Here is a 21,679-nt window from a genome sequence, read left to right on the forward strand (position 1 = left end):
CTATCCGTTGAATCCCTTTGCGTTCGCAAACCGGTGCATACCAAAATCAGTAATCGTAGAATTTAAAATGGCATTTTTCAATGGATGCAGGTTCGGGGTGAATCTTACTTCAATGTTAAGCAGCATAAGAAGATCGAGTAAATTCGTAAGCGGTTCAACTTCTTCTGGAATGATGGTTTGAGGGGAAATGTAGTAGCCGGCGTATGCATCAAACAATTGAAAAGTATCGCTCGGCATTTTATAACGGTAAAGTGTTGTATGCTTTATTCGTTCGTACCAGTCTGTTTCAACCGTTATAACAATATCTGAAGAGGTTAGGCCAAAAAACTTTTCATGATCCTCATCCGAAATATCATTCGTTTTCGTATACACAACTCGCGGACAATCTCTCGGAAAATAAAAAGTAAACGCGTGCGCATCATCAATCGCCCAGACGACCGGCGGCATATCCCTTCGGTTCTCCTTCACTCTAGGAACAAATACTTCGATTCCGCTTTCCTCGCTAAAATGAAATAAGTTCATGAAGTTGCTCCTTCTTAACTATAAAAATGCAGCACCTAACTGTTTAATTTTTCCTGATTCAAAATTTCGTGATAGACTTGGAAGTATCCTGCTTCATATGACATATGGCTTGGCATCGTATTAAAAACATAGGATGACTTAGGGAAGGTGATGGCAAAATGTCCGGGATTAAACCTAACATGAATACTAGATCAGCCCAAGCTTTTTTGCAGCAGATTTTGAACAGTCCGGTTACTGATGTACGACCAATTGAGCAGGGCGAGGTAAGCAAAGTATTCAGCTACAAACAGCAGGATGATGAATTTATCATTCATTTCAATAGCAGTTGCGAAGGGTTTGTCAGAGAGCGGTACGTGCATGACCTGTTCGCATCCCAAGGCATACCGGTTCCGCGTGTTTTGGAGATCGGCCGAGCGAACGAAGCATTATACTTCTCCATTGCCGAGAAAGTGCCGGGCCGTACCATCATTTCCTACCCGGAAGCCGAAATCAAGCAGATTCTTCCCGACCTCGTCCGGCAATTTACGAATATGAATGAAGTCCAGCTTGGCCAAACTGAAGGGTACGGCTGGATTCAGCCTTCGGGAGACGGCTCGCACAGGAGCTGGCCTGAATTTCTGGCTTCCTTCTTCCAGGAGGAACAAACCGGCTTTTGGCATGGGTGGTATGCCCTCTTTGAAGACAGCTTTTTGGAGAAGGATGTTTTTCAGCGTTTATACGGCATGATGATGGAGTTGTCCAAATATTCCCCGCAGCAGCGATATCTCGTACACGGCGATTTTCATTTGGGGAACATGCTGACGGACGGACATCGCGTCACGGGCATCGTCGACTGGGAGATGGCCTTCTATGGCGACTTCGTGTTCGACTTGGCGACGCAGCATCTGTGGACCCCGCAGCTGCAAATCCCTGAATTGGTGCGCAGCACTTGGGCTGCTGAGGGTCGGGACATCCCGCATTTCGAGGAGCGTCTGCGGTGCGCTCTGCTTTTCAAAGGCATTGACGGCCTTCGGTTCTACGCCAAGAAAGGCGACCGGAACGCCTACGATAGCGTGAAGGCGGAGCTTTATAGATCCGAAAGCTCCGATAAATAAGGGATCGAATCCTGCGCGCCCCTCCTGGTAACCGAAATGGAAGACGCCTGCTGCGCAATGTTCACCGCTTCATCCAAGGATTTGCCGGCAGCGATCATGGCTGCAAGCGTCCCGGAGAACGTGTCACCGGCGGCCGTTGTATCTACGGCATCTACTTTACGGCCTTCCATGTAAACATTTTCGGTTCCGTTATAATACACAATGCCTTTCTCGCCAAGTGTGATCAACGGGAAGCGAATGCCCTTCTCGCGCAATATAGTAAGCGCTGCAAAAGCATCTTCGGTGCTTTGCACGTCCACATTCGTGTACAGGCGGCATTCGATTTCGTTCGGCGTGAAATAGTCCACACCATCCAATATCTCATCATCCAAGGGAACAGCAGGCGCCGGATTTAAGAAAATCGGTACCTTCCCTTTCACGAGTCGAATGGTTTCGTAGACGGTTTCCAGCGGAATTTCGAGCTGCAGCATGATGGCCGAAGCGGAGAGCAGTTGATCTTTATAGCCTTCGATATAAGCAGGTTTAACCAGGTTATTGGCGCCGCCGTCAAGAATGATCGCATTATTCCCACCGCAAACGGTAATCGCCGCTACACCGGTCGTTACTTCCGGTTCAATTCCCACATAATCCGTTTTCACGCCGTAGCCTTTGAGACTGCCGATCAACGATTGTCCGAAAATATCAGCGCCAACTTTTGCCATAAACCAGGTATCTGCGCCCATCTTAGCGCAAGCAACCGCCTGATTGGCTCCCTTGCCTCCGGCTGACAGCATAAAGCCTTCGCCCCGCATCGTTTCGCCCATTTCGGGAATACGACTAGTCCGCATGACCAAGTCCATATTTGCACTGCCTATGACGATTATTTTCATAATTTTCTCCGATCCATCTAAAAATTCTAAATGAGCCCCTCCCTGCCTAGAGCAGAAAAGGGGCTCTTACCGTGCATTAACCTTTTAATCGTTGCCGATATAAGAAGCATACTCATCAGCCGTAAGCAGGCCTTCAAGCGCATCTGCGCCGGAAACCTCGACCTCAACCATCCATCCTTCGCCAAACGGCGCACTGTTAACGAGCTCAGGAGAACCTTCCAATGCCCCGTTGACAGCCGTTACTTTACCGGATACAGGCGAGAAAATATCGGAAACTGTTTTGACGGATTCCACGCTGCCGATACTTTCATTCGCGGTAATGGATGCTCCTGCCTTAGGCAGCTCAACAAAGACAATATCCCCCAATTGATCTTGGGCAAAATCAGTAATTCCCACGCGGACTACAGTATCCGACAGCTTTTCTACCCACTCATGATCTTTGGTGTATAACAAATTAGCTTGTACGTTACTCATCGTTTTACGCCTCGCTTACCTGCAAATTTTGCTTTTAGCTTAATCTAACGGGAACACCAAAGTCAAGGCGGACGTTGGGAAATGTTATCAAAAGTTGCAGTTGACAATTCACACCTAGATAGGCAAATATTAATATAATACTATAAATTGAATATTGGCGAATGATGGTACAGGGAGAGACCGCAAAGCAAGCTCGCGGCGCCGAAGGAGTAAGCCGGACAGCGGTGAATCTCTCAGGCAAAAGGACCTGTATCGGACGCAACTCTGGAGAGCTTCGAAGCGCGCGGCAGCGTGATTCGGACACCAAAGGGGAAACTCGGGCAGACAGATCGTATAGGTCTAATTCGAGGTAACTCTCAGGTAAAAAGGACAGGGCAAAAGGTATGTTTGTGTTGCATATCTTTTGCTCTTTTTTGCATTTTCAGCAATTTTCGGCGGTTTTGGGCAACATAGGAGAAGTACAAAATCGAAGGTGAGGTTAAAGCATGCTGAAACGAACACCGCTCTTCCCGGTTTACGCGGAGCATGGAGCGCGAGTTATTGATTTTGGAGGCTGGGAGCTGCCCGTGCAGTTCACGGGTATTCAAAAGGAGCACGATGCCGTCAGGCAGCAGGCCGGGCTTTTTGATGTGTCGCACATGGGCGAAGTCCGGGTTGCCGGAGATGGCGCCCTCCCTTTTCTGCAAAAAATCACCACGAACGACGTGTCGAAGCTCGAAGCCGGACAGTGCCAGTACAGTCTTATGTGCTATCCGGACGGAGGCGTCGTAGACGATCTGCTTGTTTACAAGTTAAGCGAAAATAACTATATGCTGGTCATCAACGCATCGAACATCGACAAAGATCTGGCTTGGATGCAGCAGCATCTCACAGACCATACCGAGATCACCAACATTTCGGATGAAACCGCCATGCTCGCTTTGCAGGGCCCTCATGCCGAACTGATTTTAGCTAAACTTACAGACGCGCCTATTCACACTTTGAAAACGTTTCGTTTCCTGCCCGATGTGAAGGTATCCGGAATCAACGCGCTGCTCTCCCGCACTGGCTATACGGGGGAAGACGGGTTCGAGCTCTATATCGATCAAAAGGATGCCGTTCAGCTGTGGAAGCTTTTGCTGGAGGCAGGCGGGGATTATGGGCTCGTGCCGGCCGGTTTAGGGGCCCGTGATACGCTGCGTTTTGAAGCGCGACTTCCCCTCTACGGGCAGGAGCTCTCCAAAGATGTTTCCCCGCTGGAGGCCGGACTGAACTATTTTGTGAAGCTCGATAAGGGAGATTTCATCGGACGTGACGTCATTGCCGGGCAGAAAGCGAACGGTACGCCGCGCAAGCTCGTCGGAATTGAAATGATCGACCGCGGCATCCCAAGGCCGCATTATCAAGTATTCACGGCGGACGGTGTCCCTATCGGGGAAGTGACGACAGGCACACAATCTCCTACGTTCAAAACGAATGTAGGACTCGCCTTAATCGATTCCGCCTACAGCCCGCTGGGGACGGAAGTGAACGTGGAAATTCGCGGGGCACAGGTCAAAGCCAAAGTCGTTGCCACCCCTTTTTATAAAAGAAAGCCGTAACCGGAGAGGAGCACGCGCCCATCATGAAGCACCGCTATTTGCCCATTACCGAGCAGGATCAGAAAGACATGCTGGAGACGATCGGCATCTCCTCCATGGAAGAGATGTTTCAGGATATTCCGCAGAAGGTTCGCTTTCAGGGCGAACTTAACGTATCGAAGGCGCTGGATGAGCAAGGACTGCTGCGTTATATGCGCGGTTTGTCCAGCCGCAACGCCGACTTCGACCGCTACGCCAGCTTCCTCGGCGCTGGCATCTACGATCATCACCTTCCCGTGGTGATCAATCATGTTATCTCGCGTTCGGAGTTCTACACCGCGTATACGCCTTATCAGCCGGAGATCTCCCAAGGGGAGCTGCAGGCGATTTTTGAATTTCAGTCGTACATTTGCGAGCTCACCGGCATGGCCGTGGCGAACGCCTCGATGTACGACGGCGCCACGGCGCTGGCCGAAGCCGGCGCCCTCGCCAGCGGCGCGACGAAGCGCAGCCGTCTGCTCGTCTCCCGCGCGGTGCACCCGGAGGCGCGCGCGATCCTGCGCACGACCGCCCGCGGGCTGAACTTGGAAGTGGTCGAGATCGGCCTGACGCCGGAGGGCGTCACCGATCTGACCGACCTGGCTTCCAAGGCAGGCGACGCGGCCGCCGTCATCCTCCAATCGCCGAATTTCTTCGGCTGCTTGGAGGATATCGGGGCAGCGGAGCCGATCGCGCACGGCGCGGGCGCCCTGCTCGTCGTGAGCGCGAACCCGCTCACGCTCGGGCTGCTCGAAGCGCCGGGCAAGCTCGGCGCTGACATCGTGGTCGGCGACTGCCAGCCGCTCGGCATCCCGGCTGCGCTGGGCGGGCCGACGTGCGGCTACTTCGCCGTCGCCGAAAGCTGGATGCGCCGCATGCCAGGGCGCATCGTGGGCCAAACCGTCGACCGCGCGGGAAAACGCGGCTTCGTGTTGACGCTCCAAGCGCGGGAGCAGCACATTCGCCGTGAGAAAGCCACGTCGAACATCTGCTCCAACCAGGCGCTTCTCGCGCTCTGCGCATCCGTGTACTTGTCCACGATGGGCAAGCAAGGCATTCAGGACGTCGGCAAGCTGAACGTCCAGAAAGCTCACTACGCGGCTGGCCGCATCGCCGCGTCCGGCAAGTTCTCGCTGCCGCTTACAGGCAGCTTCTTCAACGAATTCGCCGTCAAGCTTCCGGACGGCGCCAATGTGCAGGAGCTGAACAGCAAGCTCCTGCAGCTGGGGATCATCGGCGGCTACGATCTTGGACGCGACTATCCCGAGCTCGCCGGCCATATGCTGGTGGCCGTCACCGAGCAAAGAACGCGCGAAGATATCGATGCCTTCGCCGATGCACTGGAGGAACTCGTATGACGACAAGTACGAACGAAAACAACATAACCGTGAAAAATGACGGCAAAGCGCTTATTTTCGAAATGAGCCATCCCGATCGTGTCGCCTATTCCCTGCCGGAATCCGATGTGCCGGAAGTGAATTTGAACGACGTCCTGCCTTCCCAATTCCAGCGCAAGAACGCGCCGGAGCTGCCGGAAGTGTACGAGGTGGACGTCATTCGCCACTATACCGCCCTATCCCGGCGCAATTTCGGCATTGATAACGGCTTTTACCCGCTTGGCTCGTGTACGATGAAATACAACCCCAAAATCAACGAAGACGTAGCCCGCTTCCCGGGCTTCGCCAAAATACATCCCTACCAGCCGGAAGAATCGCTGCAAGGCGCCTTGGAGCTGCTGTTCAATCTCCAGCAAGACCTTGAAGCCATTACCGGCATGGATCGCGTAACCCTGCAGCCGGCGGCCGGCGCTCATGGCGAATGGACCGGACTTATGATGATCCGTTCCTACCATGAAAGCCGCGGTGAAAAGCGGACCAAGGTCATTTGCCCCGACTCCGCGCACGGTACGAATCCGGCCAGCGCTACGGTCGCAGGGTTCGAGACCATTACGATCAAATCCAACGACCGCGGTTTGGTGAACCTGGATGAGCTTCGCAAAGCCGTCGGCCCGGATACGGCCGCTCTGATGCTCACCAATCCGAACACGCTCGGCTTGTTCGAGGAGCAGATCGTCGAGATCGCCCAGATTGTCCATGAGGCGGGCGGACTGCTCTACTACGACGGCGCTAACGCCAATGCCATCATGGGCATTACCCGCCCCGGCGACATGGGCTTCGACGTTGTGCATCTCAACCTGCACAAAACGATGAGCACCCCGCACGGAGGCGGCGGCCCAGGAGCCGGTCCCGTCGGCGTCAAAGAAAAGCTCATCCCGTTCCTTCCTACGCCTCTTGTGGCGAAAAAGGAGGACGGCAGCTTTTATTTGGACTACAACTATCCGCAATCGATCGGCCGCGTCAAAGGCTACTACGGCAACTTCGGCATCCTCGTCCGCGCTTACACCTACATCCGAACACTCGGTCCGGAAGGCCTGCGCAAAGTATCCGAGTTTGCCGTGCTGAACGCCAACTATATGCTGGCTAGGCTGACGCCTTACTTCGATGTGCCGCATCCGCGCTTTTGCAAGCACGAGTTCGTGCTGTCGGGCAACCGTCAGAAGAAGCTGGGCGTACGCACCCTCGATATCGCTAAGCGCTTGCTCGACTTCGGCTATCATCCGCCGACGATCTACTTCCCGCTCAGCGTCGAGGAATGCATTATGATCGAGCCGACCGAGACCGAAAGCAAACAAACGCTGGACGAATTCATCGACACGATGATCGCCATCGCCAAAGAGGCCGAAGAGAATCCCGATATCGTCAAAAATGCGCCATACACCACCGTAGTCAGCCGCATGGACGAAGCGCTTGCCGCCCGCAAGCCTGTCTTGAACTGCAGCTGCGGTTAAAATGAGAGGCGTTGTCCCATAAGCTTTACGAAGAAGGCGAAGCAAGTTAACGGGAAAATCTCCCTCTAAATGGCTCGAAAGATGGCCTCGCAGGAAAATTAAAGGAAAAAATCCCGTTAATTTGACCGGATTTCGTAGATTCCTACGAAGTCGGCCCAAATAGAGGGAGCTTTTCCGGCTAAATGGATCCGACAAGCATCTGCAGAGAAATTAGAGGGAATTTTTTCCATTATTTTGAGCACAGAGCTTGAAATATAACGAAGAGGTTGTCCCATGAGTCATGGGAATGACTGGGGACACCCTCTTATTTTTTGCACAAAGCTGCAATGTGCAGATTGGCACTGAAAATCAATTCAACCTCGGATACAGATTCCACCAGCGACCTACAGATACCCTCTTTTGCTACTTATTGACCTCGTATAAGTAAAATACATAGTCACTCGAAGCCCCCGCATGCCCAAGCTGCCGAAGCATGGATGATATATTGCCGCGGTGGTATGTGCCGTGATTGACGATATGCTGAATCAATTCGCCTATGCTTGCCTGCAGCACGCCGAAGGTTGGGTGCGGAAATTGCTTCTTCGCTTGCAGATCGTCAGCACCTTTCAGAAAAACACGATACTCCTCCGCTTTTTCCCGGTAAGCAGCTTGCAGCTGCGTCAAGGTTTTGTTCGCCGTCTTAGCCTCAATAGCGCCGAGCAGCTCTTTTATTTGCTCATAGCTGTTTCCCATCATGCCTGACAGCCAAATCGTATCTACTTGGTAAATGTGTACGAGCCCTTTATAGATCGTCGGAAACACATTGCCGAGTTCCTGATGGAGAACTTCCTCCGGCAATTCTTCCAGACGTGCGAATACCCGCTTGTTGGCCCACACGTGATAATCATAGGTCTTGATCGCATGCTCTCTCATGCTTCATCCTCCTCGGAATAGAACTTCGTTTTCAACATAGCCCTATTGTACATCCTCTTCACTGACAAAATGAGTCAGTCAATCCGCGCCGAAGCATAATGGTCATGCAAATTTTGCGTAATCTCCATCAGCAGCTCAATAAGGAGCTGCGGCTCTTTAATTTGGATGGTCCCTCCATAACTGAGCAGGTAATAAGGCAGATGAGCGTGAATGGCTTTTTCTTGCAGCTGAAAATGGGCCTCATGCCTTGTGCGTTCTACTAGCGTATGGGCCATATACCAATGGCCGCACAGGTCGTCCAGCGCCTGTTCTCTCCCTGTGATTTTGACGGAGACTAGATCTTCCGGCTTATCCGAATCCGGCAGGAGACCCGCGAGAATGAATTGGCGCGCCGAGAAATCAATCGGCCTCTCAAACGTCATATCCGTCTTCGACATCTCACGTATACGATCCACGCGAAAGCTGCGAATCTCTTGGCGAAGATGACAGTGCCCTACGACATACCATTTGTTTTTCCAGCAAACAAGTCCATAAGGATCTAGATGGCGGGCTTCTGTTGCAGCGTAGTAACCCTTCTGATAGTGCATATGCAACGTGGTTCGCTGTGCAACCGCAACCTCCACTTCTTGTAGCAAAGAGGCTTCGGCGGCATCCGCCTGCGGCAAAATGACGTCAAGTCCCTGTTCATGAAGGTGGATTTGCTCCAGCTGCTCTTGATTGGTGTATATTTTTAGTTTAGCAACAGCTTGATTCAGCTTGTCGCCAAAGGGATAGCCTGCCTCAAGGGCAAAGGCGGAAGCATGAATGAGCGCCTTTTGCTCGTCCAGATCGAACACAAGAGGCGCTTCATGAAACTGTCCAAGCAAGCGATAACCGCCATGATGCCCGGAATCCGCAATAATCGGTACACCGCTCGCGCATAGCGCATCGATGTAGCGGTATATGGTTCGGATATGAATCTCAAGCTTGTCCGCTAACTGCTTAGCTGTTATTCGTTTGTGCGATTTGATGAGCCACAGAATGGCTAGCATTTGATCCGCTTTGGACATTCGCGCCTTGCCCTCCTCCAGTGAATCGTTTCCATTTTTAATCATAGCATTTTCTGGGATTATGATCATGTTTGTACAAACCCAAACCCATACCCATACTCATGCTCTTACCCTCCCGTAAGTCTGGTACGAGTGGGAACTATAGTCCTCTATTTTCCAACAAATCGTAGTTTCGGCCACGCAAAGGAAACTACGATCCTCTATTTCACCATTTCAGCCCGAATATTGGTTCTTTCGGACGAATAAGACCCTGTAGTTCCCATTTCCGCCTGAAATCAGCCCACTTAGCTCAAATAGAGCCCTGTAGTTCCGTTCCCTTCCGTTCCTTCCTTCCTTCCTTTCTTACTTACTTCCTTATTTCCTTATTTCCTTATTTCCTTATTTCCTTACTTTCTTACTTTCTTACTTTCTTACTTTCTTACTTCCTTACTAATTACTTTCTCTACCCTTCTTTCCATTCCATTCCCCCGCTGAATCCCTACCAACCACACCTTTTACACAACCTTGTTGCAGCGCCATCCCAAACAAATAAAAAAGAAGCCACCCCCAAGTAGAACGCTCTACCCGGAAATAGCCCCTAATAACCTCACTAAACAGACAAGCGCTCAACCAACCGATGCGACTCCAGCACAAGGTCGCCACGGATCGTGCAGGCATTCGGATCAGCCAAGCTGTCCAGGAAATGCTGAACAACGCTGGCGAAGCCCCTTCTTTCCAGCACGGTGTCCCAGCTTCCGAAGGTGTGTATGCGTGGTGCAGCGCCTTTTTCATAGAAGACCGCTGACTCCAAATTCGTCACGCAGGCAGAGCGTCCGCTGCCGTGCAGCTCGACCTTCTCCAAATCCACACCGGCCAGCCTTACCATGCTGTAGTTGCCCAGTGCAGCGCCGAAGTTCAGCGTCCCTGACGCGTGAAGCAGTTTCCCGTCTTCGTCTACCTGTTGGTTGCAGGTAGAAACTTCATAGGAGCCGCCGCCGAGCCAAAGCAAAAGATCCAGCATGTGAATCAAATCATCATACAGCGTCTCTTTGGCACTGTGCCCCTGCTGCTTAATCCGATGCTTAACCGCTTCGCACCAATCGAAGCCGCCAGCTTCCTTCAGCCAATCCCGAGCTTCGATATAAAGCGGAGCAAATCTGCGATTAAAGCCCGCAGCAAGCAGTACGCCTTTACGCTCCGCGTAAGAAGCCATCTCTACGGACTGTGCCCAATCGTAAGACAGGGGCTTATCTACATAGACCGCCACGCCACGCTCCATGCATCGCATAGCTATATCGTAATGGGTCGCTGTCGGGCTGTGCACGAAAACAGCATCCAAATCAAGAGCAAGGAGCTCTTCCAGCTTCGTCGTCCCGAACGGGATGCGGTACTTCGTTTGCATTCGTTCAACCGTCGCCGGTGTTGAGCTCATGATGCCTGCAATGTCTACTTGTTCGTTAACGGAAAGAAGGGGAAGGTATACTTTTTGCGCGATATCCCCAAGCCCGATGATTCCGATTCTTGTTTTTTTCATTCTGTGGTCAGCTCCTTATTTGTTTCCCGAGCACCATGCGCCCTACGACTAAGCCCAGTACAAGCAGCACAGCGCCCACCAGCGTTGAAACGCCATAAATTTGCACCCACATCGGTGCTTCCGAAATGAGCGCATACACTTTTCCGCCGACAATCGGCCCGAGAAAAGCGGCAAAACCCGTAATCGCCGAGTAGGTTGCGATGTACATCGGCCGTTCACTTTTCGGCGTGTCGCCGATCGTAAAAGTAAAAACCATCTGATTAAACCCGCCCAATCCGATGCCGAGCACAATATGAACCGCATAAAGCGCGGCAACCGCCGGTATAAAAGCAATTGCTCCCCATAAAATACAAGCGAGAGCAATAATCGGCAATGACCATAGCAGCAAGGTTTGCGCTGTGTAACGTGCATTTAGATTGCCCCAAACATAGTAACTTGCCATCATAACCAAAGTATGGACGACAGTGATGTAGGAGACGGTTTCATAATTTATTTTTATGAGCTTCAGCATGACATAGGAAAATAGCGGTACTGTCAGGCTTTGCACAAACAAAAACACGGCCAAGAAAATAATCGCTTTAAGAAAAGCGCTGTCTTTCAATGGTTTTCCAATCATGCCTATGGGATTCGACTCCGTGGACGGCTCGAAGGGCGGATTCGGATATAAGCAATACGCCAGTACATTGAGAACCGCACAAACGCCGACGATCATAAATAAATAGGTAAAGCCCTGCTCCCCCGGATACCGATCCAATATTTGTCCGCCGATAAACAGGGCAAGCGAACTCACCCCGCCCAGAATCGTATTGCGAAGCCCGAAATAGCGCCCACGAACCGGACCAGGCACAGCATCGCTAATCAGCGAGGTCCACACGACACCGCCCGCGGCATTGCCTAAATGAGCCACCGTATACAAGACGATATACATCACAACCCACAGATTCTGCGGAAAAAGAAACGGAATCAACCCTACGGAAGCCCACAACAGCCTGTGAGAGGAACCGAAAATAAGGAGCATTCGTTTGCGGTTTCTAAATTTCTGCATCGCCACAGCCATGCCGATTTGAATGATGTTGACGACCGTCGTGATCGCTAAAATAAATCCAATCTCGGTTGAAGTCGCGCCTAAATAAAGCAAATAACCCGTTAAGAAAGGTCCCCCGAGAAGCTGGAAAATAATAACGGCCGGAAATCCCTCCAGCGTTGCGATAAGCAGACTTTTCCGGTAGTAAGACATCTTTTTCCTGGGATTTAGCAAGCTGTCCAGCATTTTCATAAGCGTGCTCGCCTCCATTTTGTAAGGATAAAGCCTATCGATTGATCTAATAGTTTACAAGATATAGGGCGCTTATGTTAAAATAGGACAGACTACCTAATCTATCATGTCAGGCGGGATCAACGAATTACTATGAAACCAAACCATTTTGGTCTTATCACAAGCTCATTGCTCTTTTTGACTTTTATTGTACTCTCTCTTGTGTTCGAGTCAACAACTTATTTGTATATCGCCAGCGTTTGCCCGCTTCTCATCGTTCCTTTTCTTCCTGACATTCGTTCGGTCCAGTACATCAAGCCAAATCAGGCTAAAGGGGCTGTCCGGCTCATTACCATGGAAAATAAGGACAATTCCGATTCCGATTTTCTTGTGATCTTGTTTGAACAAGGCTTTGTCAGATGGAATGCTCGGAGGATCTATTTTAATCTGGATGATATTATGAAAGATGTATATGTCAAGCCAGATCCGTTCGCCGCCACGATGACGGTGTTAAAATACGACCTATTCCCCCATCGCAGCAAGAAAAACTGGGTCGGCATCTCCTTGCCCCAGCTCGAACAACGTATCGGCCAGCTCTCTTATACAACCAATGAAATTAACCGCCTAGTCATTCAAATGTCCGATGTGAACGAATTGCTGCAACGACCGGTTCCGCAGCCGGCTGCAGCCGGAAGAAGTGTCGGCGCATAAATCACAAAACACCTAACCTTGTGTTCTTGCAAGGTTAGGTGTTTTTTTGATCATTCGTATAGTTGCTCGCCGCACAAATAGGTTGCTAATGTCCGGACCATAACGCCTGTGGCCCCTTTGGGCTCGATGCCTTTGGCTGACCATAACCACGCCGTGCCGCCGGTATCCAAATGAATCCAAGGCGTTTCTTCGGCGAAGTAGCCGATGAACAGCCCTCCGGTGATTGCCCCCGCCCAGCGGTCTGCGGATGCTTGATTTTTGATATCGGCCACATCGCTTTTCAGCATGTCGCGATATTCGGGATAGTTCGGCAGCTGCCAGAGCTTTTCTCCCGCTTTCCCTGCCGCTTGAAGGAGCGGTTTCAGGAACTCATCATCGTTCGTCACAGCCCCCGTCGCCACATCGGCGAAGGAAATTAAGATGGCTCCGGTCAAGGTGGCTACATCAATCAGGCGCGTCGCTCCGAGCTGCTTCGCGTAAGTGATGCCCTCCGCCAAAACGATCCGGCCTTCCGCATCCGTATTCAGCACTTCTACGGAGTGTCCGCTGTACATGGACACGATATCGCCGGGACGGTAAGCTGAGCCGGATGTCATATTTTCTGCTGACGGTATGACCACAACCAAGTTCACCTTCGGCTTCAGCTGACCGACGACGTGAAGAGCTCCCAGCAGTGTTGCGGCTCCGCCCATATCGCTGATCATTTCTTCCATGCCGTCGGGGCTTTTCATCGAGATGCCGCCGGTATCGAAGGTAATGCCTTTACCGACAAGGCCCAGCACGTCGGCAGAATCAGGATCACCCTTGTACTGCAGGGTGATCATCCGTGGCGGGTTGGCGCTCCCTGCGCCAACCGCGATCAAGCCGCCCATCCCCTTAGCGGCGATCTCGTGTTCGTCCAGCACTTCGCTGTCGAAGCCATAGTGCTGGGCAAGCTTCAAGGCTTCCTCTGCAAGGGTAGCCGGTAGGAGCTTATTGGCCGGGAGGTTCGTGAGATCCCGGGCATAGTTGGTCCCCTCCGCAACCGCCTCGGCGGTTGCGATCGCGGACGACAGAAGCGCTGCGTCCGCAGCCGCTTCTGTGAGCAGCACGGCCCGGCGCAGTTCTGCGCGCGCCGGCTCGTTCTTGCGGTACACCGCGATGCGGTATGTACCGAGAAGCAGCCCTTCGGTCAGCGCCGTGATGGCGGACCGGCTGTCGATCCCGCTTGGCAGCTTCAGCGCCAAGCTTTCCAGCTTCAGCGCGAGTGCCTCGCGCGCTGCATAGACTGCGGCTGCGCGCAGCGTATCGCGTGAAGCTGCGGGGCCGAGCCCCGCAACGAGCACGTACGCGTACGGCAGCAGCCCGTGGGTCGGCAGCGCCTCGAGCTCGCCTGAGGCGCCGGTGAAGAGGCCCTTGGCGCGCATGCGCTGAAGGGCCTGGTCGAGCTGCGGCTGGCCGAGGACCGTGTCCTCGCGCAGCTCGGCTTCACTTAGGCAGACGAGGATGGCGTCTGCCTCCTGTTCGTTATGCGTGAATGACGTGAACACGCCCGTCGTAATTTCCGTGATTTTTGCAAACATTGCGTCATACTCCCTGTTTATTTAATAGAAAGATGCTGCCTTCTGAATGACAGATTGCATAGGCAGATGATACGGACACTTTTCCTCGCAAAGCGGTTTCTCTTTGCACGGATCATGATCAGCACAGCCTACTATTCTATCCTTTTGCTTCTGAAAAAATCCCTCACCCTTCGGCAGCAAGCCGAATTTTTCTCTGAATCTGCTCGCGATCATCACATCCGGGATCGCGATTTCAAGCGGACAAGAACAATAGTTGCAGCGTCTGCAATCATGCTGACCCAGCTCAACAGCCAATTGCTCGAGCTCTTGGCGCTCTTCTGCCCCAACTTCCTGCTCCTGTGCAGCCAGGTTTTCTTGCACTTCCTTGATGCTGACCATCCCTGATATCGTGACATGCACATCTTGGCTGTACGGATAACGGATGGCACGGTCAACGGGTTGTATGAATCCCCCGGACAAAGGCTTCATCGCCACCTTCATTAAATCCATCTCTGTCGCTTTGGGGATCAGCTCATCCAGGGCAAAAGGCTGCGCCAAATTCAAATGAAACAAAATTTGATCAAATTGCCCTTTGGCGATCCATTTCGCCAGTAAATCCGGCCGGTGACCGGAAATGCCGATGAATCGCACTTTGCCTTCTCGCTGGGCTTCCAGTGCTGCCTTGTAGGCTCCTTCCACATCCATAGCTTTCTTAAATTCACTAACATAGTTTACATAGTGGATTTGAAGCAAGTCGACATGGTCCGTTTTCATCCGCACCAGACTCCGCTCGATCTCCGCCTTTGCGGTTTCGTAATCGCGCGCGCCCGTTTTCGTCGCTAAGAAGTACTCTTCTCTGCGATGCGAAATGCACTCACCGATGATCTCCTCGCTGTTGCGATAAGCCGCTGCGGTGTCAATATAATTAATGCCGTGGTCCAAGGCATAGTTTAATGTTTCTCTAGCCTGTTCTAGCGGTACTCCCGGAAGGTTCATTGCACCAAAGCCAAGCGACGAAACATTGTAGCCTGATTTACCGAATCTCGAATATCTCAAACCAATATCTCCCTTCCCAGTTCCGTTAACGAGTGGATGAATAATTGCACATGCAACTATTGTAATACAACTTGGTCCTACTTTCCACGAGGTCGTGAATGATCAGGGGAACTACAGGGCGCTATTTCGCCAAAAAGCGGCCAAATGGAGGGCAAGGGGGAGCTACAGGGCTTTATTTCCTCTGTTTGAGCACGTAGTGGGCATGGGAGGCCTAGGTAAGGGAACGTAGTTCCCCTTGTTTTAGCGAAATGCGCTATCTATAGCAAATAGAGGATCATAGTTCCCCCAAATGTTTCGCCGAGTCGTGATTGGCGGAGAATGGACTGGTGCGACTTGGGCGCATGTTGGGGAGTTTTGAGTGCTGATGAACATTTGTGGTGCTGGGTTACTTTGGACTGTTGGTGGGCGGTATTGGAGGTCGAGTGCTTTTAGACACATATGGTGCATGCTTGGTTACTTTGGATTGTTGGTGGACGGCGGCGGTATAGGAGGTTGAGTACCTGTTGCGGCGAGTTGAGTACTCATGAACGCTTTCGGTGAGTATTAGGCACGCTTGAGGTATGCCCTTAGGTGATTGATGCTAAAATCGTGAAAAAGTGACTGTCCCTTAAGTAGATTATTCTTGAGGGTTCCAAATCCATGCTGTACGAAGAAGGCGGGGTAAATTAACTGGAAAATCTCCCTCTAAATGGCTCGAATGATAACCTTGCAGGGAATTTATAAGGAAAAACTCCCGTTAATTTGACCGGCTTTCGTAGATTCTCACGAAATCGGTGCAAATAGAGGGAGTTTTTCCAGTTAAATGAATCTGACAAGCGTCTACAGTCAATTTAGAGGGAAAATTCCCCTTTATTTTGACCACAGAAGCATAACTGCTGGGAGGGCTTTCCCACAAGTCATAGAGATGACTGGGGATCACTTATGGGACAACCTTCTCGTTCCCCCATCATCGACCGTCCTTACCGTCTTTCTTTTGCTCCCACTCCCGGTCTCCCAAATTCCAATGGAAAGTGGAATTACGCTCATTTTCCGGCTTCGGAGACGATGTCGGCTTCGTTGTCGGTTTGGCCGTTGGCTTGCTTGAAACGGTTGGCTTGATGGTCGGCTTCATACTAGGCTTTGGGGTTTCACCTGGCTTTGACGATGATCCTTTTTTCGAATCATCGTCATCATCTCTGCGGTCCGGCTTTGGTGTTGATTTTTTATCTTCGTTGTCGTTCTTGGCGTTTTTGTCATTCTTGTTGTCGTTTTTATCATTTTTGTCGTCACGATCATTTTTGTCGTCTCGGTCGTTCTTGTTATCGTTACGGACATTTTTCGGCGTAGGCGTTGGTGTCGGCTTCAAGCTGGGCTTGCCGTTGTTATCGTTCTTACCGAACTTGCTATTGTTATTATTGTTGTTGTTATTATTGTTATTGCCATTATTCTTGCCATTGTTGTTTTTATCGTTTTTGTCATTCTTGTCGTTCTTATCATTCTGGTCATTGCTTGCATTGCCCTTGCCTTTATTTGAATCGTTATGTATCTGCTGATTTCGCTCGCTCAGCTTACCGGATTTCTCATCCGCGACCAGTTTTTGCAGAGAGGACTTATCGATCGGCTTTGATGGAGTTACCAGTTTATCGATTCCGCCGTTATCCTTGGCTAACTGATGGATGGAAACGCTTTTGATGTCATCCAGAGATACTTTCGCCCCATTGTCTACGGCATTGAGATAAATGGCATATTTACCCGCGGAAACACCGCTGGCCTTTGCTTCTTGTCTCACTTCTTGCGGGGCTGCAAACGCAGTTACTTCATAGTTCTTGACCTGCTCCGGATGCGCCTGCTCAATATGCTTGTTGACCTGATTTTTCAACTTGGTTGCAATCGCCTCATCATTTACCGCTGTTTTTTGCTCTACAACAGTTGAGGAGATGATGATATCGCCTTCGCCTTTCGCGAGCGCTCCCTGCTCAGCTTTATCCAGAATGTCCGAGGTAACGCTCTCTAGCGTCTTGCCCTTGTACTTTAAGGTGCTGATTAACTCAACGCCATCAGGATTTAGCCCGCTCAAATCCTGTACCATCTCTTCATTATCAATGCCGATTTCAATACTCGGATTGATATCTATGGTTACGTAAGCGACCACTTGACCGCTCGGCACATTGCCTGTCAGTGTGGATACTAAGACGAAGCACAAGACAATGGCGGCTGCCAAGCCGGAAAGAATGCCTATTTGCGGTACCCGGAAGCGCCTTATCGCAGGTGCAAACAGTATTTCCTCCCCTAGTTCACAATTTCGCGTCCCCCTAGGAAGCTTCTCAAATCGACCCTCTGGATTCATGACAATAATGGAGCTCTCGCTTATTTCCATTACGATTCCCTTGTTCATGCGCTGTTCTTCCTTTCTTTATGCTGTGCTCATTCTCGAATCTGTAAATAATCTCGCAAGTAAGGGTATGGACCGTTGAAAATGAGAGCTATTGCTATCAAATATTTACGGTTGCGCTCCAATGTTTTTCTTGAAACCTGTACTTGCTCCAGCAGCTCTTTGATGGGCAGCTGCCGTTTCGTCAGAAGAGTCCGCATAAGTTCCGCATCCTGCGCCAGCGTCCGTCCGATGCCAAACAGCATCTGTCTGGAATCGTCGTGTTTAGGAGAGGCTTCCGTCAATTCAGAGAAATCGATATCAAATTCACTAAGGCAGCGGCTGAAATCCATAATTTCGCTTCGCCGTTCTTCAAGTCCTTTTTGCTTTTCATAAGCTTCTATTGCTTGATGAACCTCAATCGGATTGAGTAGGTTATCTTCATCATCTTCCTGATCGAATGAACTATAAGGAATCTGTCCTTTGAAACGTTGTTCTTTACGCAAGAAATCAATTAATCTCCTCCGCATGACCGTTTCGGCAAAGCCTAGAAAAGATCTTCCCATAACGGAAGAATATTGATTAATCGCTTCATTAAATGCCCCTAGAGCAATACTAAATTCATCGTCCCTAGCCGGGTCTATATATCGTTTACAGAACCTACTTGTCACTTTAGCTACGTAGGGCTGGTAATCCGAAATAAATTGATTCCTAAGTCTTAGGTCTCCTGCCTGAATTTGATGTATAGTAACCTCAAGGGAAGAGGCATGGGATTCACTTTGTCCTCGGGATTCCTTTTTCCCAAGGAACCTTTTGAATAGTACCAGTAGCACCTTTCCACCTCACAGTATAGTAGTTTCGTCCTTATGTATCACAATTCGGGGGGTACGCTTAATGTTAAAGGGAAATAAAAAGTAGATTTATTATAACATATATGTTCAAATGAGCACCTACTGGCAAATAAAACCTGTGTAGACGATTTCATTTTAATCTAGAATCCTATACAATTAGGGCAAGGAGGTGTTTCATTTGGAGCAAGGTAATCAATTTGGCAAGTTCCTCGAGACTTTGCGCGGGAAAATGTCCTTGCGAAAGGTTGCCAGTAAAAGCGGCCTGTCTCATGCTTACATTCGAGATTTAGAACTCGGACGTAATCGTACCACGAATGACATCATCAAGCCATCCCCTGACACCTTGAGGAAGCTTTCGCAAGCTTATCAATATCCTTATACGGATCTTTTAATGAAAGCCGGATATCTGGAAGAAGCGTCATCATGGAAGACGCCCGGTGAAATCCGTTTAGATAATGTCTGGTATGTGGAGTTCGGTACGAAATCGATCAAGTACTTTTCGCAAGAAGGAATCGTGGAAGAAAACGTAGAATCGCTCGTGGCTTTTACTAGCTTCATAGAAGCATTAATGGATCTCCATTTTGTGAAAGTGGATATGCATCTGTTCGTTAATCTGAACAAAATAAAAAAGTATGCCCCCTCAGAAGGCAAACTTTATTTTGATACTCTTGAAGATGGGCCTTTCATTACCCTTGCTGCAATGGCGCAGATGAAATATCATCAGACGCTGCTTGACTATGTGGCTCGAAACACAGGCATGTCTATGGATGCAGATAGCGATGCTCGCCAACTATCGTTGAAAGCTAAGCTCCTTACCTAGCATGACATAGACAAAAAGCGCTGTTTCGAAACCGAGCAATTGAATCGGCATCAGTGCGCTCAGCATGCTTTCCGGATAGAAATCTTGGTAAGCAATTCCAAGGATTACCACAAGAATAAAAAGGTAGAATCCTGCATTTTCTTTGGTTGGCGGTATTCGTGTGTAATGGGTCAGGAACGTGAAGCCGAGCCGAAGCTTGCGAATGCCGACAAGCATGCCGCATTTCACACCAATGATTAGCAATAGAATAATGACTTGCTGAGCAGTGTCGTCATCCATGTCTGTAAACGAAGTGAATGGAAGTAGTTCCCATATCATATTTACTCCTGTAGACACAATGTCGGACAAAATATACCCGGAAATTGCAGCGACAACAGCCGGTATGGGTTGGAATTTCCAAACGCTTATGATCAGCACACAGATGATGCTTAGGTATAATAGAGGACTTTGGTCCAAATAGGTGACCAACGATCCGGCAAGTGCAGCGAATGAAATGGGCCACCAGTGCGGCTTTATTTTTTGTCTGAACAGAACCAACGATAATAGAATCATGGGGACAAAATCAAGACAGGCCAGAACAAATTTCGCCCATGTAAACAAAAACTAACCCCTCATTTCTAAGCTTGCTCCTAGGAGATATCTCACTTAACTCTACAACTAGAATTATACAGGATAACGGATCTTTTGCGTTCAAAGTGGACTAAGTTGGCTGTTTCCGAGCATAAGCTGACAGAATGCATAGGGAATAGGTGAGAGAAATGGAGTGCGATGATTGTATGGGGCACCGTTTCACAGTTGCCATCGTAGAAGATAATTATTGGGTCGGCAAGCTGCTGGAAAGCTATTGTCAACAGTGCGGATTGCATGTCATCTCGATCGCCTCGGACGGCGAACAATTCCTTGAGACATACGATCAGCTTCTGCCGGACATCATCCTGGTGGATATCGGACTTGCAGGTAATCTGGATGGCATCGCTATGGTGCAATCATTACGCAAAGCCGGTTATCAGCAGAAAGTGATCATGGTTAGCGGCACGACGAATATCGATCATATCCTTACGAGCTTCCATGACCTTGGATCTCTCTACTTTTTGTCTAAGCCGGTGGCGCTGCCCAAGTTTCAGGCGGCCATTCGGAAAGCCATTGCGGAAGTTCAATTGGAACGGAGTCAATTGCTTCAAGCGGCTCCTCCTGCCAAGACAACCTGGATTACCGTAAAAAATCAAAAATCTCAGCTGCCCATCTCGGAGGAATCGATCCTTTTCGTTGAGAAAGAAGACAAGCGTTTAACAAGAATTCATCTCATGAATGGCGCTCAGATGGAATCCAGTACCAATTTAACGGATATTCTGTCTCAGAGCTCGCCGCTGATCTTTAGTCCGTTCAAAGGCTTTCTTGTCAATATGCGGCACGTTGTTTCGTATGTCAAAGAAAGCAGTTTTCCAACGTCACGCAGATTTCTTATTCATTTGAACCATACATCTGTCAAAATTCCGTTAAGCAGAAGCTTGCAAAAAGAATTCGGTCAATTGCTGCAGGGAATTCATGGGAACGTGTAAAATAAAAGGCCGCTATTCCGTTAAGAAAGGATAGCGGCCTTTATAGTTATAACCTCTACATGGGCTTAGAGGTTTTTTTGTTTTTTAGCCTATCGCGGCGAACGCTTAGCATTTTCAATCGTTTCATGAGTTGATCTTCCCATTCGGCATCCTCTAAGGATTTGGCCACCCCGAGCAGATCAAGCGCCATATCAATTTGACTTCGCACGATCTCCATGGGCTCTTCGCCTTCATGATTCACGCAGTTGTCGTGCAGCAGATGATCTTTCCCATCTACGTATTCCAAGAAATCAACCTCGTGAGCCCCGTCCCCATGGGCGTACTCCGCCAAAATTTCGTATTCGTTCTCCACCAGATAATGAACCTCAATGCGGTGACATACCGGGCAGAAGAGAATCGGCACATTATGAATCTGCGTACGAATATGTTTTAATGTCCCTTTTGTTCCAATCATACTAGCGCCACAACAAAAACTCATCGTCATCACTCCCTTTGAGCTTTCCGTGAGGAAAACTTGCATCGTAGCATAATCTTCATTACCCCGGATTGATCTAATATATTCGCCTCGAAAGCTTGAAATTCCTTTTTTACGAGACATCTAGATTTTAGCAATCCACGCATATTTTTCTGGGGAAAAGCAAATGCTTTTACAAGCAA

At 49.9% G+C, this 21,679-nt stretch carries 20 protein-coding genes and 1 riboswitch; of the genes, 7 read left to right on the forward strand and 13 right to left on the reverse strand.

Annotated features, from left to right (window positions below):
* Positions 1 to 522, reverse strand: coding sequence for a DUF6886 family protein (locus tag GC097_RS08845; protein WP_171682975.1), 522 nt, complete (start codon positions 520 to 522; stop codon positions 1 to 3).
* Between the two features lie 179 nt (positions 523 to 701).
* Here GC097_RS08845 and GC097_RS08850 point away from each other — a divergent pair, with 179 nt between their 5' ends.
* On the forward strand, positions 702 to 1,616 hold the full coding sequence (locus tag GC097_RS08850) for a phosphotransferase family protein (protein WP_246294082.1): 915 nt from the start codon (positions 702 to 704) through the stop codon (positions 1,614 to 1,616).
* Here GC097_RS08850 and rbsK read toward each other — a convergent pair.
* Both rbsK and gcvH read right to left on the reverse strand, forming a co-directional pair.
* Complete coding sequence (gene rbsK, locus GC097_RS08855) at positions 1,589 to 2,485, reverse strand: ribokinase (RefSeq protein ID WP_171682977.1); 897 nt, start codon at positions 2,483 to 2,485, stop codon at positions 1,589 to 1,591. The genes GC097_RS08850 and rbsK overlap by 28 nt on opposite strands.
* Before the next feature lie 84 nt (positions 2,486 to 2,569).
* On the reverse strand, positions 2,570 to 2,959 hold the full coding sequence (gcvH, locus tag GC097_RS08860; RefSeq protein ID WP_171682978.1) for a glycine cleavage system protein GcvH: 390 nt from the start codon (positions 2,957 to 2,959) through the stop codon (positions 2,570 to 2,572).
* A gap of 161 nt (positions 2,960 to 3,120) precedes the next feature.
* Positions 3,121 to 3,218, forward strand: a riboswitch (glycine riboswitch).
* Between the two features lie 226 nt (positions 3,219 to 3,444).
* Here gcvH and gcvT point away from each other — a divergent pair.
* Genes gcvT through gcvPB form a run of 3 tightly spaced genes read left to right on the forward strand, consistent with a single transcriptional unit; the run spans position 3,445 to position 7,405 of the window.
* Positions 3,445 to 4,539 (forward strand): glycine cleavage system aminomethyltransferase GcvT, encoded by a 1,095-nt coding sequence (gene gcvT / locus GC097_RS08865; protein ID WP_171682979.1) that lies wholly within the window; start codon positions 3,445 to 3,447, stop codon positions 4,537 to 4,539.
* 23 nt (positions 4,540 to 4,562) lie between these two features.
* A complete protein-coding gene (gene gcvPA, locus GC097_RS08870; RefSeq protein ID WP_171682980.1) occupies positions 4,563 to 5,915 on the forward strand; it encodes an aminomethyl-transferring glycine dehydrogenase subunit GcvPA in 1,353 nt (450 codons plus the stop codon).
* Positions 5,912 to 7,405, forward strand: a complete 1,494-nt coding sequence (gene gcvPB, locus GC097_RS08875; protein ID WP_216625709.1) for an aminomethyl-transferring glycine dehydrogenase subunit GcvPB — start codon at positions 5,912 to 5,914, stop codon at positions 7,403 to 7,405. Before gcvPA ends, gcvPB begins: the two co-directional genes overlap by 4 nt.
* A 402-nt stretch (positions 7,406 to 7,807) precedes the next feature.
* Here gcvPB and GC097_RS08880 read toward each other — a convergent pair whose 3' ends face one another.
* The 4 genes from GC097_RS08880 to GC097_RS08895 form a co-directional block, all read right to left on the reverse strand.
* Entirely contained in the window at positions 7,808 to 8,317 is a 510-nt protein-coding gene (locus GC097_RS08880; RefSeq protein WP_171682981.1) for a DinB family protein, read from the reverse strand.
* 74 nt (positions 8,318 to 8,391) lie between these two features.
* Entirely contained in the window at positions 8,392 to 9,366 is a 975-nt protein-coding gene (locus GC097_RS08885; RefSeq protein WP_171682982.1) for a helix-turn-helix transcriptional regulator, read from the reverse strand.
* Positions 9,367 to 9,955: 589 nt separating this feature from the next.
* The gene (locus GC097_RS08890) at positions 9,956 to 10,879 is read right to left on the reverse strand and encodes a Gfo/Idh/MocA family protein (RefSeq protein WP_171682983.1); all 924 of its coding nucleotides are present in this window, start codon (positions 10,877 to 10,879) and stop codon (positions 9,956 to 9,958) included.
* Positions 10,880 to 10,886: 7 nt separating this feature from the next.
* Positions 10,887 to 12,155 carry an MFS transporter gene (locus GC097_RS08895; protein WP_246294083.1) on the reverse strand — a complete coding sequence of 423 codons (1,269 nt, stop codon included), beginning with the start codon at positions 12,153 to 12,155 and terminating at the stop codon, positions 10,887 to 10,889.
* 132 nt (positions 12,156 to 12,287) lie between these two features.
* On the opposite strand from GC097_RS08895, the gene GC097_RS08900 reads away from it, so the two are divergent.
* The gene (locus GC097_RS08900; RefSeq protein ID WP_171682985.1) at positions 12,288 to 12,845 is read left to right on the forward strand and encodes a hypothetical protein; all 558 of its coding nucleotides are present in this window, start codon (positions 12,288 to 12,290) and stop codon (positions 12,843 to 12,845) included.
* 50 nt (positions 12,846 to 12,895) lie between these two features.
* Here GC097_RS08900 and GC097_RS08905 read toward each other — a convergent pair whose 3' ends face one another.
* From GC097_RS08905 to sigI, 4 genes are all read right to left on the reverse strand, one after another.
* Positions 12,896 to 14,407 carry a leucyl aminopeptidase gene (locus GC097_RS08905; RefSeq protein ID WP_171682986.1) on the reverse strand — a complete coding sequence of 504 codons (1,512 nt, stop codon included), beginning with the start codon at positions 14,405 to 14,407 and terminating at the stop codon, positions 12,896 to 12,898.
* Between the two features lie 21 nt (positions 14,408 to 14,428).
* Positions 14,429 to 15,442 carry an aldo/keto reductase gene (locus GC097_RS08910; RefSeq protein ID WP_171682987.1) on the reverse strand — a complete coding sequence of 338 codons (1,014 nt, stop codon included), beginning with the start codon at positions 15,440 to 15,442 and terminating at the stop codon, positions 14,429 to 14,431.
* Between the two features lie 946 nt (positions 15,443 to 16,388).
* Positions 16,389 to 17,816: an anti-sigma-I factor RsgI family protein gene (locus GC097_RS08915; RefSeq protein WP_171682988.1), complete on the reverse strand. Its 1,428-nt coding sequence runs from the start codon at positions 17,814 to 17,816 to the stop codon at positions 16,389 to 16,391.
* Positions 17,817 to 17,845: 29 nt separating this feature from the next.
* Positions 17,846 to 18,625: an RNA polymerase sigma factor SigI gene (sigI, locus tag GC097_RS08920; protein ID WP_171682989.1), complete on the reverse strand. Its 780-nt coding sequence runs from the start codon at positions 18,623 to 18,625 to the stop codon at positions 17,846 to 17,848.
* A 196-nt stretch (positions 18,626 to 18,821) separates the two neighbouring features.
* Here sigI and GC097_RS08925 point away from each other — a divergent pair, with 196 nt between their 5' ends.
* Positions 18,822 to 19,463, forward strand: coding sequence for a helix-turn-helix domain-containing protein (locus tag GC097_RS08925; RefSeq protein WP_246294086.1), 642 nt, complete (start codon positions 18,822 to 18,824; stop codon positions 19,461 to 19,463).
* Here the strand turns inward: GC097_RS08925 and GC097_RS08930 are convergent.
* Positions 19,434 to 20,015 carry a hypothetical protein gene (locus GC097_RS08930; RefSeq protein WP_171682990.1) on the reverse strand — a complete coding sequence of 194 codons (582 nt, stop codon included), beginning with the start codon at positions 20,013 to 20,015 and terminating at the stop codon, positions 19,434 to 19,436. The genes GC097_RS08925 and GC097_RS08930 overlap by 30 nt on opposite strands.
* Positions 20,016 to 20,239: 224 nt before the next feature.
* On the opposite strand from GC097_RS08930, the gene GC097_RS08935 reads away from it, so the two are divergent.
* Positions 20,240 to 21,022: a LytR/AlgR family response regulator transcription factor gene (locus tag GC097_RS08935; RefSeq protein WP_171682991.1), complete on the forward strand. Its 783-nt coding sequence runs from the start codon at positions 20,240 to 20,242 to the stop codon at positions 21,020 to 21,022.
* A 55-nt stretch (positions 21,023 to 21,077) separates the two neighbouring features.
* Here GC097_RS08935 and GC097_RS08940 read toward each other — a convergent pair whose 3' ends face one another.
* Complete coding sequence (locus tag GC097_RS08940) at positions 21,078 to 21,500, reverse strand: hypothetical protein (protein ID WP_171682992.1); 423 nt, start codon at positions 21,498 to 21,500, stop codon at positions 21,078 to 21,080.
* Positions 21,501 to 21,679: the final 179 nt, after the last annotated feature.

Source organism: Paenibacillus planticolens (genome assembly GCF_013141725.1).
Taxonomy (GTDB): Bacteria; Bacillota; Bacilli; order Paenibacillales; family NBRC-103111; genus Paenibacillus_E; species Paenibacillus_E planticolens.

Excerpts from the sequence above, each read along its gene's own strand:
- gcvPA (WP_171682980.1), top strand. The coding sequence starts at position 4,563 with ATGAAGCACCGCTATTTGCCCATTACCGAGCAGGATCAGAAAGACATG.
- GC097_RS08895 (WP_246294083.1), bottom strand. The coding sequence starts at position 12,155 with ATGAAAATGCTGGACAGCTTGCTAAATCCCAGGAAAAAGATGTCTTAC.
- GC097_RS08880 (WP_171682981.1), bottom strand. The coding sequence starts at position 8,317 with ATGAGAGAGCATGCGATCAAGACCTATGATTATCACGTGTGGGCCAAC.
- GC097_RS08850 (WP_246294082.1), top strand. The coding sequence starts at position 702 with ATGAATACTAGATCAGCCCAAGCTTTTTTGCAGCAGATTTTGAACAGT.
- GC097_RS08935 (WP_171682991.1), top strand. The coding sequence starts at position 20,240 with ATGGGGCACCGTTTCACAGTTGCCATCGTAGAAGATAATTATTGGGTC.
- rbsK (WP_171682977.1), bottom strand. The coding sequence starts at position 2,485 with ATGAAAATAATCGTCATAGGCAGTGCAAATATGGACTTGGTCATGCGG.
- gcvPB (WP_216625709.1), top strand. The coding sequence starts at position 5,912 with ATGACGACAAGTACGAACGAAAACAACATAACCGTGAAAAATGACGGC.
- GC097_RS08905 (WP_171682986.1), bottom strand. The coding sequence starts at position 14,407 with ATGTTTGCAAAAATCACGGAAATTACGACGGGCGTGTTCACGTCATTC.
- GC097_RS08940 (WP_171682992.1), bottom strand. The coding sequence starts at position 21,500 with ATGAGTTTTTGTTGTGGCGCTAGTATGATTGGAACAAAAGGGACATTA.
- GC097_RS08845 (WP_171682975.1), bottom strand. The coding sequence starts at position 522 with ATGAACTTATTTCATTTTAGCGAGGAAAGCGGAATCGAAGTATTTGTT.
- gcvT (WP_171682979.1), top strand. The coding sequence starts at position 3,445 with ATGCTGAAACGAACACCGCTCTTCCCGGTTTACGCGGAGCATGGAGCG.
- gcvH (WP_171682978.1), bottom strand. The coding sequence starts at position 2,959 with ATGAGTAACGTACAAGCTAATTTGTTATACACCAAAGATCATGAGTGG.
- GC097_RS08915 (WP_171682988.1), bottom strand. The coding sequence starts at position 17,816 with ATGAACAAGGGAATCGTAATGGAAATAAGCGAGAGCTCCATTATTGTC.
- GC097_RS08930 (WP_171682990.1), bottom strand. The coding sequence starts at position 20,015 with ATGATTCTATTATCGTTGGTTCTGTTCAGACAAAAAATAAAGCCGCAC.
- GC097_RS08890 (WP_171682983.1), bottom strand. The coding sequence starts at position 10,879 with ATGAAAAAAACAAGAATCGGAATCATCGGGCTTGGGGATATCGCGCAA.
- GC097_RS08900 (WP_171682985.1), top strand. The coding sequence starts at position 12,288 with ATGAAACCAAACCATTTTGGTCTTATCACAAGCTCATTGCTCTTTTTG.
- GC097_RS08885 (WP_171682982.1), bottom strand. The coding sequence starts at position 9,366 with ATGTCCAAAGCGGATCAAATGCTAGCCATTCTGTGGCTCATCAAATCG.